20 protein-coding genes are annotated in these 14,156 nt (G+C 73.4%); 15 read left to right on the top strand and 5 right to left on the bottom strand.

What is annotated here, in order from left to right:
• Positions 1 to 198 precede the first annotated feature (198 nt).
• From ACFC1T_RS09370 to ACFC1T_RS09355, 4 genes are read right to left on the bottom strand one after another with little or no spacing between them, the layout of a single operon-like run.
• Positions 199 to 657, bottom strand: a complete 459-nt coding sequence (locus ACFC1T_RS09370) for a hypothetical protein (RefSeq protein WP_375885642.1) — start codon at positions 655 to 657, stop codon at positions 199 to 201.
• Between the two features lie 20 nt (positions 658 to 677).
• Positions 678 to 959: a hypothetical protein gene (locus ACFC1T_RS09365; RefSeq protein ID WP_375885639.1), complete on the bottom strand. Its 282-nt coding sequence runs from the start codon at positions 957 to 959 to the stop codon at positions 678 to 680.
• Positions 956 to 1,537, bottom strand: a complete 582-nt coding sequence (locus tag ACFC1T_RS09360; RefSeq protein WP_375885637.1) for a hypothetical protein — start codon at positions 1,535 to 1,537, stop codon at positions 956 to 958. The genes ACFC1T_RS09365 and ACFC1T_RS09360 overlap by 4 nt, the downstream gene beginning before the upstream one ends.
• Positions 1,537 to 2,502, bottom strand: a complete 966-nt coding sequence (locus tag ACFC1T_RS09355; RefSeq protein WP_375885634.1) for a hypothetical protein — start codon at positions 2,500 to 2,502, stop codon at positions 1,537 to 1,539. The genes ACFC1T_RS09360 and ACFC1T_RS09355 overlap by 1 nt, the downstream gene beginning before the upstream one ends.
• Before the next feature lie 465 nt (positions 2,503 to 2,967).
• On the opposite strand from ACFC1T_RS09355, the gene ACFC1T_RS09350 reads away from it, so the two are divergent.
• From ACFC1T_RS09350 to ACFC1T_RS09325, 6 genes are all read left to right on the top strand, one after another.
• Positions 2,968 to 3,249, top strand: a complete 282-nt coding sequence (locus ACFC1T_RS09350; RefSeq protein ID WP_375885631.1) for a helix-turn-helix domain-containing protein — start codon at positions 2,968 to 2,970, stop codon at positions 3,247 to 3,249.
• Positions 3,246 to 3,836 carry a hypothetical protein gene (locus ACFC1T_RS09345; protein ID WP_375885628.1) on the top strand — a complete coding sequence of 197 codons (591 nt, stop codon included), beginning with the start codon at positions 3,246 to 3,248 and terminating at the stop codon, positions 3,834 to 3,836. Before ACFC1T_RS09350 ends, ACFC1T_RS09345 begins: the two co-directional genes overlap by 4 nt.
• Positions 3,824 to 4,339 carry a hypothetical protein gene (locus ACFC1T_RS09340; protein ID WP_375885626.1) on the top strand — a complete coding sequence of 172 codons (516 nt, stop codon included), beginning with the start codon at positions 3,824 to 3,826 and terminating at the stop codon, positions 4,337 to 4,339. Before ACFC1T_RS09345 ends, ACFC1T_RS09340 begins: the two co-directional genes overlap by 13 nt.
• Before the next feature lie 13 nt (positions 4,340 to 4,352).
• Positions 4,353 to 4,613, top strand: a complete 261-nt coding sequence (locus ACFC1T_RS09335) for a hypothetical protein (RefSeq protein WP_375885623.1) — start codon at positions 4,353 to 4,355, stop codon at positions 4,611 to 4,613.
• Between the two features lie 245 nt (positions 4,614 to 4,858).
• On the top strand, positions 4,859 to 5,440 hold the full coding sequence (locus ACFC1T_RS09330) for a hypothetical protein (protein ID WP_375885621.1): 582 nt from the start codon (positions 4,859 to 4,861) through the stop codon (positions 5,438 to 5,440).
• A 14-nt stretch (positions 5,441 to 5,454) separates the two neighbouring features.
• A complete protein-coding gene (locus ACFC1T_RS09325; protein ID WP_375885618.1) occupies positions 5,455 to 6,030 on the top strand; it encodes a hypothetical protein in 576 nt (191 codons plus the stop codon).
• Between the two features lie 515 nt (positions 6,031 to 6,545).
• Here the strand turns inward: ACFC1T_RS09325 and ACFC1T_RS09320 are convergent.
• On the bottom strand, positions 6,546 to 6,806 hold the full coding sequence (locus ACFC1T_RS09320; protein WP_375885617.1) for a hypothetical protein: 261 nt from the start codon (positions 6,804 to 6,806) through the stop codon (positions 6,546 to 6,548).
• Between the two features lie 100 nt (positions 6,807 to 6,906).
• On the opposite strand from ACFC1T_RS09320, the gene ACFC1T_RS09315 reads away from it, so the two are divergent.
• The 9 genes from ACFC1T_RS09315 to ACFC1T_RS09275 all read left to right on the top strand — a co-directional run bounded on the left by ACFC1T_RS09315 (position 6,907) and on the right by ACFC1T_RS09275 (position 14,051).
• Entirely contained in the window at positions 6,907 to 7,263 is a 357-nt protein-coding gene (locus tag ACFC1T_RS09315) for a hypothetical protein (protein ID WP_375885614.1), read from the top strand.
• Between the two features lie 428 nt (positions 7,264 to 7,691).
• Positions 7,692 to 8,153 (top strand): hypothetical protein, encoded by a 462-nt coding sequence (locus tag ACFC1T_RS09310; RefSeq protein WP_375885612.1) that lies wholly within the window; start codon positions 7,692 to 7,694, stop codon positions 8,151 to 8,153.
• Between the two features lie 59 nt (positions 8,154 to 8,212).
• Positions 8,213 to 9,373 (top strand): hypothetical protein, encoded by a 1,161-nt coding sequence (locus tag ACFC1T_RS09305; protein ID WP_375885611.1) that lies wholly within the window; start codon positions 8,213 to 8,215, stop codon positions 9,371 to 9,373.
• A gap of 242 nt (positions 9,374 to 9,615) precedes the next feature.
• Entirely contained in the window at positions 9,616 to 11,127 is a 1,512-nt protein-coding gene (locus ACFC1T_RS09300) for a DUF6011 domain-containing protein (RefSeq protein ID WP_375885609.1), read from the top strand.
• A gap of 112 nt (positions 11,128 to 11,239) precedes the next feature.
• Positions 11,240 to 11,758: a hypothetical protein gene (locus ACFC1T_RS09295; RefSeq protein ID WP_375885607.1), complete on the top strand. Its 519-nt coding sequence runs from the start codon at positions 11,240 to 11,242 to the stop codon at positions 11,756 to 11,758.
• Positions 11,759 to 11,889: 131 nt separating this feature from the next.
• Positions 11,890 to 12,195, top strand: a complete 306-nt coding sequence (locus ACFC1T_RS09290; RefSeq protein WP_375885604.1) for a hypothetical protein — start codon at positions 11,890 to 11,892, stop codon at positions 12,193 to 12,195.
• A gap of 132 nt (positions 12,196 to 12,327) precedes the next feature.
• The gene (locus ACFC1T_RS09285; RefSeq protein ID WP_375885602.1) at positions 12,328 to 12,636 is read left to right on the top strand and encodes a hypothetical protein; all 309 of its coding nucleotides are present in this window, start codon (positions 12,328 to 12,330) and stop codon (positions 12,634 to 12,636) included.
• 139 nt (positions 12,637 to 12,775) lie between these two features.
• Positions 12,776 to 13,147 (top strand): hypothetical protein, encoded by a 372-nt coding sequence (locus ACFC1T_RS09280; RefSeq protein WP_375885599.1) that lies wholly within the window; start codon positions 12,776 to 12,778, stop codon positions 13,145 to 13,147.
• Positions 13,148 to 13,544: 397 nt separating this feature from the next.
• Positions 13,545 to 14,051 carry a hypothetical protein gene (locus tag ACFC1T_RS09275; RefSeq protein WP_375885598.1) on the top strand — a complete coding sequence of 169 codons (507 nt, stop codon included), beginning with the start codon at positions 13,545 to 13,547 and terminating at the stop codon, positions 14,049 to 14,051.
• Positions 14,052 to 14,156: the final 105 nt, after the last annotated feature.

Below are 14,156 nucleotides of genomic sequence, written 5' to 3'. Positions count from 1 at the left end.
CGTCGGGGAGGATCGCAGCGGTCGGTGGCGTCACCGCGGTGGGCGCCGTGCGGGCGCCGGCAGGGTGCGGGGGGATGCGGGGCGTGAAGGGTCCGAGCGCGGCGGGGCCGGCCCGTTCGCGGTGCTGCTGCATCCCCGGGGGCGTCGGCCGCCGGGGGACGGCGGCGGCGCGGGCTCGGTGCGCACGCGGGGTGCGCTCTACCGGTCGAGGAGGGGGAGAAGGTCGTGCTGGGGGGCTTCCGTGGCGGCGCGGTCGCGGCAGCAGCCTGACGGCGTGTCAGCGCCGCCGGTGCACGGGCCGAGAGAAGGCGCGTTCTCGTCGGTCTCGCAACTCGGCTCGGGCTGAGCCCGGTTGAAGTCGGTGACGAGCTTCTGGACGGCGGCGGCGGCCCGCTTGAGGCTCCCGGCGGTGGTGTCGGCGGAGGCGAGGGCCATGCAGAGCTCGCGGACGGCGCCGTCGCGCAGGCTCAGGCGCGTGACGTGGCCGGCGGGGGTGTGCATGACCTCGATGGAGTGGTCGATGCCGTGCGCGCCGAGCAGCCCCACCAGGTGGATGGCGGCCATGGCGGGTTCGTCGGTCAACTCGCCATGGTCGTGGGCGTGTTCGGCCAGCTCTCCGGCGAGCTGGTGGGTGTAGGCGTCGTCCTGCTCGGGCATCGGTGTCTCCTCGTGATCACTTAGCTCCGAACAGTAGCGGAGGGGCGTGACACCTCCCGGGGGGCGGCGAGTCGCAGGCGGGTGCGGTGGCGGGTGGCCAGGCGCAGCGCGGTCGCCCGGTCGGGTCCTTCGTAGACGGTGTGGGGTCCGACCGTCACGGCGGCGTCCGCGCACAGCAGGGTGGCGAGGCACCCGGTGAACCAAGTCCCGTCCGGTTCAAGGACGGTGAACACCGGGCCCTCGCTCTTGTCGTTCTGGTCGTCGTCGGGTGGCACCGGCGCGGGAGTGCGCCGGTGCGTCACGTCGGGTCCTGGTCGAACAGCGGGAGCTGGTCGGCGGTCGGGCAGCGCCGGCCCCGGCGCCCGGAGGCCGGCCGTGCGCGCTCGCGCGGCGCGCTGCGCTGGGGGGCGATCCGGGCGACTTCGAGCTTCGGCTTGGCGTTCCAGACCTCTATTGCCGCACCGATGTTGAGGTAGCCGTCCGGCGGGATGAGCAGGGTGTAGTACCCGAAGCGGCTCCCCGGGTCGCTGACGTCCTCGCGCAGCAGCCCGAGGGCGACCAGGAGTTGGAGCGCGACCGTCGCCCGGGAGGAGGAGATGTCGCTGAAATCGCACGGGTCGTCCCAGGCGTAGGGGACGTGGACCGTGCGGTTGTCCGGGCGGATCGACACGTTCCAGCCGACGAGGAGGATGTCCGCGGTCGGCAGGACGCGCAGCTCGCGCCGGTAGTCCTGGAAGAACGCGCCCAGCAGGTAGCGCCACTCGGCGGCGTCGACCGCGTCCGGGCCGGGGGCGGCGTGCGTGTCGAGCTGACGCGCCGTCGCCCCGGCCGGCACGGACATCGGGGAGGGAAGCACCCGCAGGTGGCGGCGCCCGGCCATCAGCTGATCATCCCCTCTCTGGTCCCGGTGACGTCCGCCTCGGCGCGTAGCTGCGCGAGCCGGTCGGCACGCTGCTGGCGCTGGAGTGTCTGCTGCTCCAGCTGCTCCGCGGTGAGCTTACGGGCCCGGCGCCCGCTGGAGCCGAGGGTCAGGATCTTCTGGGGCTCCAGGGCTACGCCGTTCGCACGTTCGCCCTGGTCAGGGGCGCTTTCAGGGTCCGTGGAGGGGTGCTGTTCCATGACTTCTTCCGGGTGAGATGCGTCGTTGTCCACTGACGCGCGGTCCCCGGGGAGCTGAGCTTCTCCAACTACATCAGCCATATAGGGGTCCTGGTAGTGGTCAACCTGGTTAGGCCCGCACGTGCTGGCATCAAACCCCGCACGTGCGGGCAAGTGGATGTCAGCACGTGCGGGGTTCTCCGCTGTTTCATGATCATCCGTGTTGTCAGCACGTGCGGGCATCGGGAATCCCGCACGTGCAGTCATCTGCGCGTTGTCCACAGCTTCGTCCACAGGCGGGTCGTCCTGGTGGTCGATCAACTCGCTCGCGTGTTCGCCTGCGCGGGCCTGGCGGGCTCTGGTGGCCTCGCGCTCCAGGCGCCGGCGGTCCCCGCGAAGGACGGGCAGCGCTTCGTTCCAGTCCGGCTTGGCACCGGCCAGCACGGCGTACCCGCGGATCCGGCCGGCCTGGGTGCGGTTGAGGGCGACGACCCCGGCGGCCTCGGCCGCGAGGTAGTACCGGGTCACGGAGTCGGGGGAGACCCGGGTGGCCTTGGCGAGCCACCGGCCGCCGACGGTGTTGGGCCCGATGTTCGTGCCGTCCGGGTTGGCCTTCTGGCCGAGCTGCATCAGGAACAGCAGGAAGGCGGGGCCGAGCGACCTCCACTCCCCGCCGTTGGGGATCTCCTGCGCCCACTGGCCGACCTTGGTGCGGAACTGGTTGGCGGGACTGCTGTTGTTGACCACGTCCGGCCAGGTTGTTCCCGGGCCTCCCCAGTACTCCGGTCCGGGGTGCGGTGCATCGCTGGGCTGGCGTACGCTCGTCACGGAACGTCCGCTCCTTCCATCTCGGTGGTGAGGGAGTGGCAGACGACTTGGCGGACCATGGGCGGAACACCCAGTCGTTCACCTCGGAGGCCCCGGCGCGTGCCGGGGCTTCCGCGTTTTTCGGGGGCGCAACCCGTACAGTGAGGCACCCCTTCGTGCTGGCCACCGAGACTACTTCCGGTGACTGATCAACTACGGTGTGGATCATCCCCACGATACACCCAGCTGACACGGCGTCCGCTCACCAGATTTTCTGAACGCTGGCATTTTTGAGCGATTTTCTCCATCATGTAGCGCATGACTACCGTCGATACCCCATGCGGAACATCTGCGGAACTTCAGTTCCTCCCGCTTTCCCAGCGTTTCACCTGGTCTGTCCACGCCGTGACGAAGGCCTTCGCCATCACGACCGCCGACCTCGCGCGCCTGCTCAAGCTGTCCCCACAGGCCATCAACCACCGCTTCGGCGGCCGGTCTGACTGGTCACCGGCCGACATGGACCGCATCGGGCAGCTCATCGGCATCGACCCCGCCGAACTCGTCCGCGGACCCGACTCCTGGTTCCAGCGGCTCCTCGCCAACGGCCAGCACGCCGCCATCCGGCAGCGCCTCGACGACCTCCCCGCCCACGGCGACACCACCGACGACAAGGACCAGCAGCAGTGAACCCGCCGCCCCTCACCCCGACCGCCGGCGCCGGCCGACCACGCCGCGCCCCCGACGACGCCGAACTCAGCGGCTGCGCCTACACGCTCTACCAGCTCGCCTCCCAGGAGCAGATCGAGGAGCTGGTCAACGTCGCCGTGGGCTGGAACCTCGCCTTCGGCCCCCCCGGAATCGCCAACCTCTGCGCCCTGCTGACGATGGGCATCCTCGAGGGAACGCCCGCCGACCAGCGCAGCCGCGGCGGCGTCCCCCAGCTCCACAAGATCAACGCCGCACCGGACAGCGTCGGGCGCGCCCGCAACCTCCTCGCGGTGAAACTCGCCGAGGCCGGCCGCCCCGTTCCCACCCTCCGCGAGGCCAACGACGCCCTCGTCTCCGGCCAGCAGGCCACGGCGAACGCCCAGTCGATCATCGACCTCATGGCGCCCCCGGCCGCCGGCCCCGCCTTCACCGCCGCCCCGGCCGGCAACCCCGCCGACCCCGGCCGCGACGTCGCCCTGCGCATCGCCACCGCCAGCGAAGCGGACGGCATCAACCTCGTGCTGCGCCTGGCCATGGCCCTGGGAGCGCTGACATGGTCCTCCTGATCACCCCCGGCGAACTGCACCGCGCGCTCGACGGGCTCCTCGCCGGCGTCCACCGCGCCAACCCCGACATCACGATCCAGACCGCCTACATGTGGCACCGCACCCACGGGCCCAGGGGAACCGCGTTGCTCCTCCAGCGCCTGGTGACCATGCTCGACACCCAGACCCCCAAACGGCTGCGCGACAAGGACGACCTTCCCGACCTCGACCGCATCCTGCCGCTCGCCGTCACCGCCGCCGAGGCCCGCGAGGACATCGCCGCCGTCGTGGAGATCAACGAAGCCGCGCCGCCCGTCCCGACCCTGGACGAGGCCGCCGAGGTGATCGAGCGCCAGGCCGTCGAACGCGGCCGGATCCGCGAGCTGCTGCGCCTGCACCACGACGACAAGCCGCAGCGGGTGATCACCCGCGGCACCGAACTCGCCGCCGACACTACGACCGCCATCGCCCTGCTGGGGATCTGCGCCACCCTCGTGGCGCGCGCCGGCGTCCTGGATTCCTGACCGGGGAGGGATCATGATCGTCGGAACGGGCACCAGCGGCGACGACGGGCAGCCGCTGCTGCGCATCGGGCTGCTGGACTCGGAGGTACGGGCCGTCCTCGGCGGCGGGCACGTCTGGCAGTGGGTGCCGCCCATCGGCCGCGCGCCCGGTTTCCACCTGCACCTGCACGGCGGAGCCACCGAAGCCGACCTGGTGCGCGCCTTCGCGCCGACCATCACGGCCGACACCGAGGTCGTCGACTACACCGCAAGCCAGTCAGAAAATCAGCCCTGATGCACCGGCCGCTCTGCCGGCCGCCTTCCGCAGGGGGGTGGCGCGGGGAGAGCGAGGGCTGTCCGCCGGGGGGTGGCGCGCGCCGTCCGCGCGCTACCCCTTCCTATCGCAACGCGCCCCTTCGCGACGAATCCCGGTACCGTTTCCGGTGTTTGGCCGTCACGGCGCGTTCAGATGTACCAAGGTTGGCGGTTGACGGTGCAACGAACAGCGCGGTGGTTCCTGCCCGCGCCGAAGAGGGGGTCATGGGCGTGCCGGACCGGTCGGGCGACACAAGGAAGCTGATCAACCCCGGCATGACGGAAGCGCAGATCGCCAGGGCCGACGACGAAACCTGCACGCGCCTGCGGCAGGAGGCCGACGATCCGCAGATGTCGTTCAACCGGGCCAAGGCCGCCCTGATGGACGCCTTCGAGGGGTGGATCGAGGAGATCACCGGCGTGGACGGCGAGAAGGCGGTGAGCGTCGGCGGCCTGGCGGACGAACTCCTCGAAGCCGCGTCCGCGGTATCGGCCGCGGTACGCGCGTCGAAGGACACGAACTTCGCGGACGCCTGGGGCCCGGCGGTCAGCTGCCTGTCGAAGGCGGCCAGCCACGTGAGCCTGGCATCGACCGCGAAGAAGGGCACCGAGCTGAGGCGGCTGCAGATGTGCGCGGCGACGACCTGGACGCAGCGCGCCGAGACCGTCGCCCAGGCCGCGGCGAAGGCCGGCTTCGTGATCACCGGGGGCGTCCCGGACCGCGGCCCGGTGGCCGAGGGGAGAATGACCATGGCCGACTTCCGTATCCTCCCGAAGAGTCCTTACATGCCGCGCTACAGGATCTGAGGGGAAGCCAGCCGGTGTACGAGTACGAGGTCAAGCCCGGGTTGCCGGACGTCGCCGCGCTGCGGCAGGCGTTGAAGCTGCTGGAGATCCCCCTCGATCCGCAGATGCTGGAGCTGGACGATCTCGGCGAGGAGGAGACCCGGCTGCGGCTGCTGAGCGTCCTGTCGACGTACGCGACGTTCTACTGGCGCGCCCAGGAGGTCGCCGTCGACGCCGATGACGAGCTGATCGACCGGGCGATTGGTCTCGCGCACAACCAGTTGACACTGCCGCAGCTGGATCGCCGTCTGGCGCTGCACACCAGCTACTCTTTGATCATCACGAATCTGGCGTGGGCCGGCGTGGCGCTCAACAGCTCCGACCCGTACAACCGCGGGGTGCCAGGGGCGGCGGCGCGGATCATCCAGCCGCTGGTGCACCTGCTCGGGATGCTGAGCCAGGCCGCCTACGAGCAGCCGACGACGATGCTGGAGGACTTCGGGCAGACACTGGTCGAGCTGGACGGCGCCGACATCGTCCGGGAGCTGACGGAGCTACGGGACGCGGCCGTGATGCTGCGGGAACGGCTCATCGCCACGCCGGGCGGGTGAACCCGGGCCCTTCCCGGGTTTGGGAGGATCCCAGGGAGAAAACCAGCCCTGATGCCTGCGGCGGCTCACAGCCCCGGCGGCGCGCGACGTGCGCGCAGGCGACACGCCGGTGGCCTGCCGGCAGCCGACCACGGTCGGCAGCCCCGCCCGGCCGCTAGGGTGACGGGCACCGGCCGGGTCACCGGTTGGGATGATCGACAGCAGATCGGTTGCGTTTCCGTCACCCGGCGCGGCCCCGGACCGGCTTCACTCCCCGGTTCGGGGCCGCGCCGGTTGTCGTGGGGTGCCGGCCGCGCTCGCGCCAGCGGCGGTGTGAAGGCGGCGGCGCCCCGCTCAGCGGGGCACCACCGTCCGGAGGCGGCGCCGAAGCGCAGCTGCTCCCATCGGCCGGCCCGCTGGAAGATGTGCGTCTCCCGGGATGGCCGCGGCCACCTTACCGGCTCGGCCCCGGGGACGGGGAAGGGGCCCCGGCTTCGGCCGGGGCCCCTTCGTGCTGCCCGAGGGCGCGGGGTGCGTCAGGCGCGGCGCCCGCCGCCCTTGGTGATCGGCTTCTGGCCGCCGATGGGCTTGTTGTTGCCGGTGTTGGCGACCGGGCCGCGGCCCTTGGCCTCGGGCGAGGACGCGGTCGGGCCACGGCCAGCCGGGTTGCCGGCGCCGTGCCAGATCGGCATCCCGTCGCCGTGACGCTTCGTCTTGTCCCAGGTGACCTTGCCGCCGACGCCGGTCTGGGAGCCCTTGCGGTGGTCGGGAAGGTTGATCTTGGGGTGGGTGGCCATCGGGGCCTCCATGCTGGTCGGGGTCCGCCCGCTCCATCATCGCCTGCGGCCCCGCGCGCGGTGTCCAGCGGCACCCGGCCGCCGTCGCTACGGTGCGGGCATGAGCGAATTCGAGGAACTGCTGCTCGCCGCGCTGTCCGACCCGGCCGAGGCCGGCGCCCCGGTCCCGCAGGTGGTGGTGGTTCCGGCGTGGATGGACCTGGCGGCCATGGAGTGGATCCTGCGGAACCTGCGCCGGCGCGGGGCGGTCGACCTGTCGGCCAGCGGGCTGCTGGTGATGCCGGCCGTGGTGGGGAGGCCCCCGCTGCTGCGGCGGTTGGCGCGCGCGGCAACCCGGCGGTGCAGGAGGTCCTGGAGGTGGTGGTGGCCGGCCTGGAGCAGCAGCCGCAGGCGGGCCTTCGCGGGACTGTCCGTCGTCGGGCGGCCGGGTCCCCGGCGTCCCCACGCCCCCGGCTGAGCGGGGCGGAACTTCCGGACACTTCGAGCGGGTACGGAACTCACGGCACACCCCCGGCTGAGCGGGGCTTGTGCGGGGTCGGAACCCGTGGGGAACCCTCCGATGGGCACACCCCCGGCGAAGCGGGGAACCCGGTGCTTCCAGTGTGGATCTCCACGGGCGCCGGCGCCAGGCGAGGGACCGGGTGCCGGCACCACCTCATGATCAAGTAGGTTCCGGGATCCCCCACGGATTGCTCACGAGGGGTAGGGCACCGCCGCCGCGCCGCGCGGCGGAAAGCGGATCGGGCGGGGGTGCGGGGCGCGGGGCGTGGCGCGCACCCCCGCTGAGCTGGGGTGATGCACCGAGTAGTGACAGCGTGGGGCGTGGCGCCCCATGATGGTGACCATCAGCTTTGCTCATCACGAGACGGACGGGACGGGGACGCGATGAACGCGACGCACCACACCACCACCGCGCAGCACCACCACGGGGGCGGCGCCCCCACCACCACCCCGGCGGGTGGGCGCGGTGCGGTGCGGGGCGGGCGCCCCGGGGTGCGGGCGGCGGCGGTGGCGCTGGTGCCGCTGGCGACGCAGGCGTTCGAAGCGCACGTGGGGCGCGAGTGGCGGTTGGTCACGTTGGTGCCCGTGGTCGTGATCGTCGTGTGGTGGGCGGCGGCGAACTGGTGGGCGGCGCGTCAGCACCGGATGGTGTGCGTGGTGCGGGGGCTGCGTCAGGCTCCGCCCGTGGTGGTGCCCCCGATGCCGACTGAGCCGCCGACCGTGGGTATGCCCGTGGTGCGTCGTGGGGCGCAGCGGCGGCGGGGGGCGCGGGTGGTGGTGCGATCGCTGGCGCCCGTGGCGCCGGTGCAGCTGCCGTTGTTCGTTGAGCCGGTGTTCGCCGAGTAGTGACCTACCCCCGCCCCTTCGATAGCGTTTGCTCATCACCAACCGATTGGAGTCCTGAAATGCCGAAGCCCACCATGACCGCCGCCGAGCGGGACGCGTTCGAGCTGGTGCAGGAGCGCGTGGACGAGATGCTGTGCGACGGTCTCGCGGAGAACGTGCTGGCGGTGCGCGCCCTGGCGCTGCCCGCGTCGCAGAAGCTGGCGATCCTGGCGAACGTGCGGGGGCTGCGGGACATCCCCGCGCTGGCGGAGTTCGGTTCGCTGGCGGCCGTGAGCGAGAGCGCGGAGCAGGAGCGGGCGTCGGCGGGGTTCCACGCGGCGCAGGCCGCGGAACAGCGCGCGCTCGTCGAGCAGTGGACCGAGCGCGCGGAGGACGCGGAGAAGCGGGCGGAGCGCGCGGGCAAGCAGTCGGTGAAGTGCACGACGACGCGGGGCGCGAACGCTGCGCTCACGCGGCGGGACATCGCCCGGGGCGAGGCGGCGGCGGCGCGGGAGAGCGCCGAGGACGCGCGGCGGTCGGCCGCGTGGCACGCCCGTGAGGCGGTGCGCGTGGGGGCGGTCGCCGACCGCCTGGGGGAGATCGCGCGGGTTAAGCGGTCGGAGCTGGCGGGGTCGGAGCGGGCGGCGCAGCGCGGCGGGGAGCGGGAGCGGGCGGCCGTGCTGGCGGGGATGGCCACGGGGACGGCGCCCGTGGGCGCGGGGCGGCCGGTGGGGCGTCCGGCGGAGCGGGAGCGCGCCGGCAGTGAGCGGCGGTCGGCGGCGGGGGCGTTGAAGCGGGCGCACGAGCGGGCGGCGGCCGAGCTGTACGCGGACGCGGAGCGGTTCGACCGGTGGGCGCGCGGCGCGGACACGGACGCGATGCGGGCGGTGAACGAGCGGCGGGCGCGCAACGCGCAGGAGGCGGCCGAGCTTCACGAGCTGGCGTCGCTGGGGGAGGAGGTGGGGGAGTCGGTGCCGGAGCTGACCGACGCGCAGACCGCGCGGCTGGCGCCGGTGGCGAACACCCCGGAGTGGTTCGCGCCCGTGGTGACCCGTGCGCGGGTGACTCCGGCGATGATGCCGAAGCGGCGGGCGCTGGCGGTGGTCGGTGCTGCGCCCGTGGACATGGCGCGGCCCGCGTGGGTGACGGCCGCCATGGTGGAGCTCGCGGCCGAGCTGGGGGGCGCGTCGACGGCCGCCGAGTGGCGCGTGGTGGCTGACATGCTGGCGCTCGCGGCGTAGTGCGCCGCTGGCGGGGCGTGGCGCCCCGCTGTGCGCCCCCGTGGGGGCGTGGTGGGCGCCTGGGGCGTGCTGCGCCCCGTGGGGCCGACACGGGGCCGTGTGCGGCTCCGGGGTGGCGGGTAGGGCGCAGCCCCTGCCGAGCGGGGTAGTGACCTACCCGCCGCCGATCGATAGCTTTTACTCATCAGGAAGCGCGGCGCACCGGGCGCCGCGCGGAACATGACAGCGATTCAGGAGCACCGATGGCCCGCTACACCCGCACCGCCCGCACCGCCCCCGAGCCGCTCGCCCCGAGCGTGGGCGCCGGACGCTACGCGCTGAACGGCCGCGCGTACCGCATCGACCGCCCCACCGAGGGCCGGTGGGCCGGGTACGTCTTCGCCGCCGACATCACGGACGGCGACACGTTCGAGGCGCCGAAGCTGGGACGCGACGGGACCGCCGTCACGCTGGCGCTGCTGGAAGCGCTGGGGGAGGCGGGGATCGCGGCCGCCGCCGCCACGTGGGCGGCGAAGAACCCCAGCGCCGAGGAGAAGCCGCTGCCCGAGATCCCGGACGGCCGCTACGCGCTGAACGAGCGGCTGTTCAAGGTCACCAACGGCAAGAAGCCCGGGATGGTGTTCGTCGACGAGATGACGAGCGCGCGCGGCGGCCGCAAGACCAAGCTGCCGCTGACGGCCGCGCGGATCGTGCTGGAGGACATCGCGGCGGCCGGCATCAGGGAATGCTCGGTGGCGTTCGGCAAGCTGTGCGGCGTGTGCGGGGCGTGCGGGCGGGTGCTGACCGACCCCGTGTCGATCAAGCGGGGCATCGGCCCGATCTGCGCGGAGAACCTGGGCATCGACTTCGACGACGACGCCGACGAGGACCAGGACGACGCCGACGAGGACGACCTGGACGAGGACCAGGACGAGCTGGACGACGAGGACGACGAGCTGGAGTACGCGCTCGTCTCCGACTACGAGGACGGCGGCGCGCTGGACGCCGACGCCGCGTGGGACAAGCTGCTCGCCGAGTTCGGCGTCGCCACCGGCGGAACCGACCTGCCCGACGACGACGCGGACGCGGACGACGTGCTCGGCGACGAGGAAGAACCGGAGCCGCTGCCCGTCGACGGCCCGTCGAACGCGCTGGTGCTGCGCCCGCGCGGTGACGTCGAGCTGTGGTGGGGGCTGCGCGCCGCCGCCTCCGCCGACACCGCCGCGGACGCGGCCACGGACGGGGACGGGGCGCAGCAGGACGAAGCCCCCGCCCCCGGCGCCGACAGCGCGGACGACATGGCCGACGCCACGCGGGCCGAGCTCATCGCGGAGATCAAGCGGCTGCGCGCCACGGTCGCCGAGCTGAGCGCGGCCAAGCCCTCCCCGGCCCCCAAGTCCAAGGCCGCTCCGGCGCCGCGCACCGCCGCGCCCAAGCCGGCCCCGGCGGCGACGGTCGTCCTGGGGGAGAACGCGACGGTCGGCGACTACGTCGCCCACCGCGTGGCCAAGCTGGGCATGAACACCAGCACGAACCGCAACACCCGGGAGATCGAGCGCCGACACCGCGTGAACGTCGCCGAGCACGCGGACCACATCCCCATGCGGGAGATGACGGCCGACCGCGTGGCCGCGATCGTGCTGGCGATGCGGGCGAAGCGCCCCACGATCGCCATGGCCACGCACAAGGCCCAGACCGTGCAGCTCGTCGCGGTCTGCGGTCTCGCCGGGGCGGACATCGCCGGGTGGCGCAAGCTGGTCGACGCCGCCGAGTAGGACGCCGACCACGGGGCGCGGGCAGTGACCCGCCCGCGCCCCACCGATAGCCTTTACTCATCACCAGGGGGCGCGGCGAACGGCGCTGCGCCCCACCACGGACGGAGCAACGATGACCCCCCGCACCACCCCGGCCCCGCTCACCACCCCCCGCGCGTTCGTCCTCCAGCCCCCCGCCGGCAGCACCGCCAAGCTGCTGCGCGCCCCCGCCGAGTGGACGTTCGAGCCCAACGACGTGAACTGGATCAGCATCACCCACCACGACTTCTCCGGCCGCCCCGCGCTGTGGACGCTCCACACCGACGTCGCCACCACCGCCACCCTGGTGACCGTCAACGCCGAGCTGCACGCCGCCGAATGCCTCGAAGCCGACCCGTTCCTGCGCGGCGCCGCCCGGGTGGACGCCGTCAGCGTCGAGCACGCCGTGCACGCCGCGTGGGGCACCGACCGGGGCATGGAGTTCGCCACCCCCGACAGCCCCGACCCCGGGGACGAGCCCCACGCCTACGTCCGCTACGTCCTGCTCCACCGCTGCGCCGCCGCCGTCCTGCCCGTGCTCCACACCACCGACCCCGGCCACCACGGGCGCGGCACCACCCGCACATGGCACCACGACGTCATCGCCCGCTGAGCCGTCCCGCCCCGCATGGTGCGGGACGCAGCACCCGCCCCACCCGGGCCCGTGCTGCGCCCCGCGCCACGCGCGACGGGCCACCGCCCGCCCGACGCCCGAACACCACCGACACGAACGGAGCAACGAGCATGCCCACCATCACCGTCGTAGCGCGCCACGCGGACGCCGTCCCCGAGGACGCCGTCGTCACGTACCGCCCCCTGGTCTACGCCGAGATCCTCCACATCGAGGACTGCGCGCACCTCGCCGCCGCCGGCACCGCCGACCTGGTCGCCAAGCTCGACACCGACACCGCCGACATGCTGCTCGGCGACCCGCACAAGGACCGCACCGTCGGCGCCGAGAAGTTCGGCCACCACACGTGCATGGCCGCCGTCGCGTGGGGCCCGGCCGCGCTCGCCACGTTCAGCCAGGCCCCGCTGACCGACAGCTGAGCCGTCCCGCCCCGCATGGTGCGGGACGCAGCACCCACCCCACCCGGGCCCGTGCTGCGCCCCGCGCCACGCGCGGCGGGCCACCGCCCGCCCGACGCCCGAGCACCACCGACACGAACGGAGCAACCACCGATGATCCGCAGCCGCATCAAGGGCATCGTCTTCACGGCCGCCGCCGCCGCGCTGGCCGTCGCCGCCTTCACCACCCCCGCCGGCACCGCCCCCGCCGCCGCTGCGCCCCGTACCGAAGCGGTCGCGTTCGGCCCCACCGGGGCCCCCACGTTCGACGTGCTCACCACGGGGCGCACCACGCCGAACACCCCCCACCACACCAAGAAGCCCAGCAAGCCGAAGAAGCCGACCACCGCCCGCGGCGCGTCCCGCGTCGGCAAGCCCCACCCCCACAAGGGCGGGACCCGCAAGCCCAAGACCACCGGCTGACCGGGCCGCGCCCCGCGCCGGGTAGGGCCGAGCCCCTGCCCGGCGGGCAGTGACCTACCCGCACCCCATCGATAGCTTTTACTCATCACCAACCGGCGCAGCGAACACCGCCGCGCCCCACCACCAAGGAGCACCCGCCATGGACACCACTCCCACCGTCGCCGACCTCCTCGACCTCCTCGGCATGCCCGCCGAAGCCGACCAGGCCCGCACCGACGCCCCCTACGACCAGGCCGCCGACGAGATCGCCAACCGACTGCAGACCACCATGCGCCAGCTCGCCCGCGAGATCGCCCACCACAGCGTCAGCCCCGAGATCGTCACCGACCACCACCGCGCCCGCCACATCGCCGACCGCGCCATCAAGACCCTCACCGCCGTCCTCACCGACCACACCGCCGAGATGATCGCCCGCTACACCGGCGCCCCCACCATCACCGTCGCCCCCGCCACCGTCAGCCTCACCAAGCCGACCACCCCCCGCGTCTCCCTCCGCAAGCGCACCCACTGACCCGCTGCGCCCCACGCCGGCCGGGCCCCCACCCCCGGCCGGGCCCCCACCCCCGGCCGGCCAAAACCGGCCCCGACCACGCACCGAGTTGACCCTTTTTCACGGGCCCCCGACCACCCTCCCACCTGCAAAGATTCAGGCATCAGGGCTGGTTTTCTCGGTTGGTGGAACGGCTTCCCCGCGTGGGCGCGGGGCGGCGCGACGGCTGTCGTGTTGACCCCCCGCCCGCGCGGCGGCCCCGCACGGGCCCGTGAAACGCCCTGTGCCGCTCGATCAGAGCCCGCGCGCCCCATCCGGCGCGCGGGTTGTGACCGGACCGACAACGGGTGCTGCAGAAGGTTTCTGCCGCATGCTCAGCGGGCCGCGGCCCGCACCAACCACGAGGACAGGAGACGGAATGGACGAGCAGGAGCGCGAGCGCGGCCGGCAGCGGGCGCGAGACCTGGCGGTGGAGCGCCAGCGCATCCTCGGCTTCGCCGCGCTGTGGGCGCGCGAGGCCGAGCGGCTGTCGCTCAAGGCCGATCTGCACCGCCGCGCCGCCGACCGCTGCCTGAGCGAGGACAAGGACGCGCAGCACCGGGCCGTCGCCGACGACCTGGACGAGCGTGCCACCGACAAGATGTTCTGGGCGCAGGAGGCCGAGCAGCACGCGGCCGGCCTCGCCCAGGAGGTCCTGGAGCTGACCGACCGGCTCGGCATCGTGCCCGTGCCGGCGGCGTCCGGCAGCGGGAAGCGTCCCGCGGCGGCGCGCTCGGCGCGGCAGCACGAGCCCCGGGGCGAGCGGACGGGGACGGGCACCCGGGTGCCGACCACCGCGGCGAGCGGGTCCCCCGTGTACGCGCGCGCGGGCTCGGCCGCCCATCACCGCGCGGTGGCCATGGTCGGAAGCGTGCTCGCCCCGTAGGACCGACGTCCTGGGCGCGGGCAGTGACCTGCCAGCACCCACCCGATAGCGTTTACTCATCATCAGTCGGGGCGCCCGCCAGGGCGCCCCGGGTCAGATCACCTG

Origin of the sequence: Kitasatospora sp. NPDC056076, from assembly GCF_042266305.1 — a bacterium.
In the GTDB taxonomy this organism is placed as follows: Bacteria; Actinomycetota; Actinomycetes; order Streptomycetales; family Streptomycetaceae; genus Kitasatospora.
Note: the sequence above shows the minus strand (reverse complement) of the source record. Positions and strands in the feature narration are given on the sequence as shown.

Bases quoted from the DNA above. Each gene is read 5' to 3' on its own strand.
- ACFC1T_RS09370 (WP_375885642.1), bottom strand. From the start codon at position 657: ATGCCCGAGCAGGACGACGCCTACACCCACCAGCTCGCCGGAGAGCTG.
- ACFC1T_RS09360 (WP_375885637.1), bottom strand. From the start codon at position 1,537: ATGGCCGGGCGCCGCCACCTGCGGGTGCTTCCCTCCCCGATGTCCGTG.
- ACFC1T_RS09340 (WP_375885626.1), top strand. From the start codon at position 3,824: ATGGTCCTCCTGATCACCCCCGGCGAACTGCACCGCGCGCTCGACGGG.
- ACFC1T_RS09335 (WP_375885623.1), top strand. From the start codon at position 4,353: ATGATCGTCGGAACGGGCACCAGCGGCGACGACGGGCAGCCGCTGCTG.
- ACFC1T_RS09330 (WP_375885621.1), top strand. From the start codon at position 4,859: ATGGGCGTGCCGGACCGGTCGGGCGACACAAGGAAGCTGATCAACCCC.
- ACFC1T_RS09320 (WP_375885617.1), bottom strand. From the start codon at position 6,806: ATGGCCACCCACCCCAAGATCAACCTTCCCGACCACCGCAAGGGCTCC.
- ACFC1T_RS09315 (WP_375885614.1), top strand. From the start codon at position 6,907: ATGAGCGAATTCGAGGAACTGCTGCTCGCCGCGCTGTCCGACCCGGCC.
- ACFC1T_RS09310 (WP_375885612.1), top strand. From the start codon at position 7,692: ATGAACGCGACGCACCACACCACCACCGCGCAGCACCACCACGGGGGC.
- ACFC1T_RS09305 (WP_375885611.1), top strand. From the start codon at position 8,213: ATGCCGAAGCCCACCATGACCGCCGCCGAGCGGGACGCGTTCGAGCTG.
- ACFC1T_RS09300 (WP_375885609.1), top strand. From the start codon at position 9,616: ATGGCCCGCTACACCCGCACCGCCCGCACCGCCCCCGAGCCGCTCGCC.
- ACFC1T_RS09295 (WP_375885607.1), top strand. From the start codon at position 11,240: ATGACCCCCCGCACCACCCCGGCCCCGCTCACCACCCCCCGCGCGTTC.
- ACFC1T_RS09290 (WP_375885604.1), top strand. From the start codon at position 11,890: ATGCCCACCATCACCGTCGTAGCGCGCCACGCGGACGCCGTCCCCGAG.
- ACFC1T_RS09285 (WP_375885602.1), top strand. From the start codon at position 12,328: ATGATCCGCAGCCGCATCAAGGGCATCGTCTTCACGGCCGCCGCCGCC.
- ACFC1T_RS09280 (WP_375885599.1), top strand. From the start codon at position 12,776: ATGGACACCACTCCCACCGTCGCCGACCTCCTCGACCTCCTCGGCATG.
- ACFC1T_RS09275 (WP_375885598.1), top strand. From the start codon at position 13,545: ATGGACGAGCAGGAGCGCGAGCGCGGCCGGCAGCGGGCGCGAGACCTG.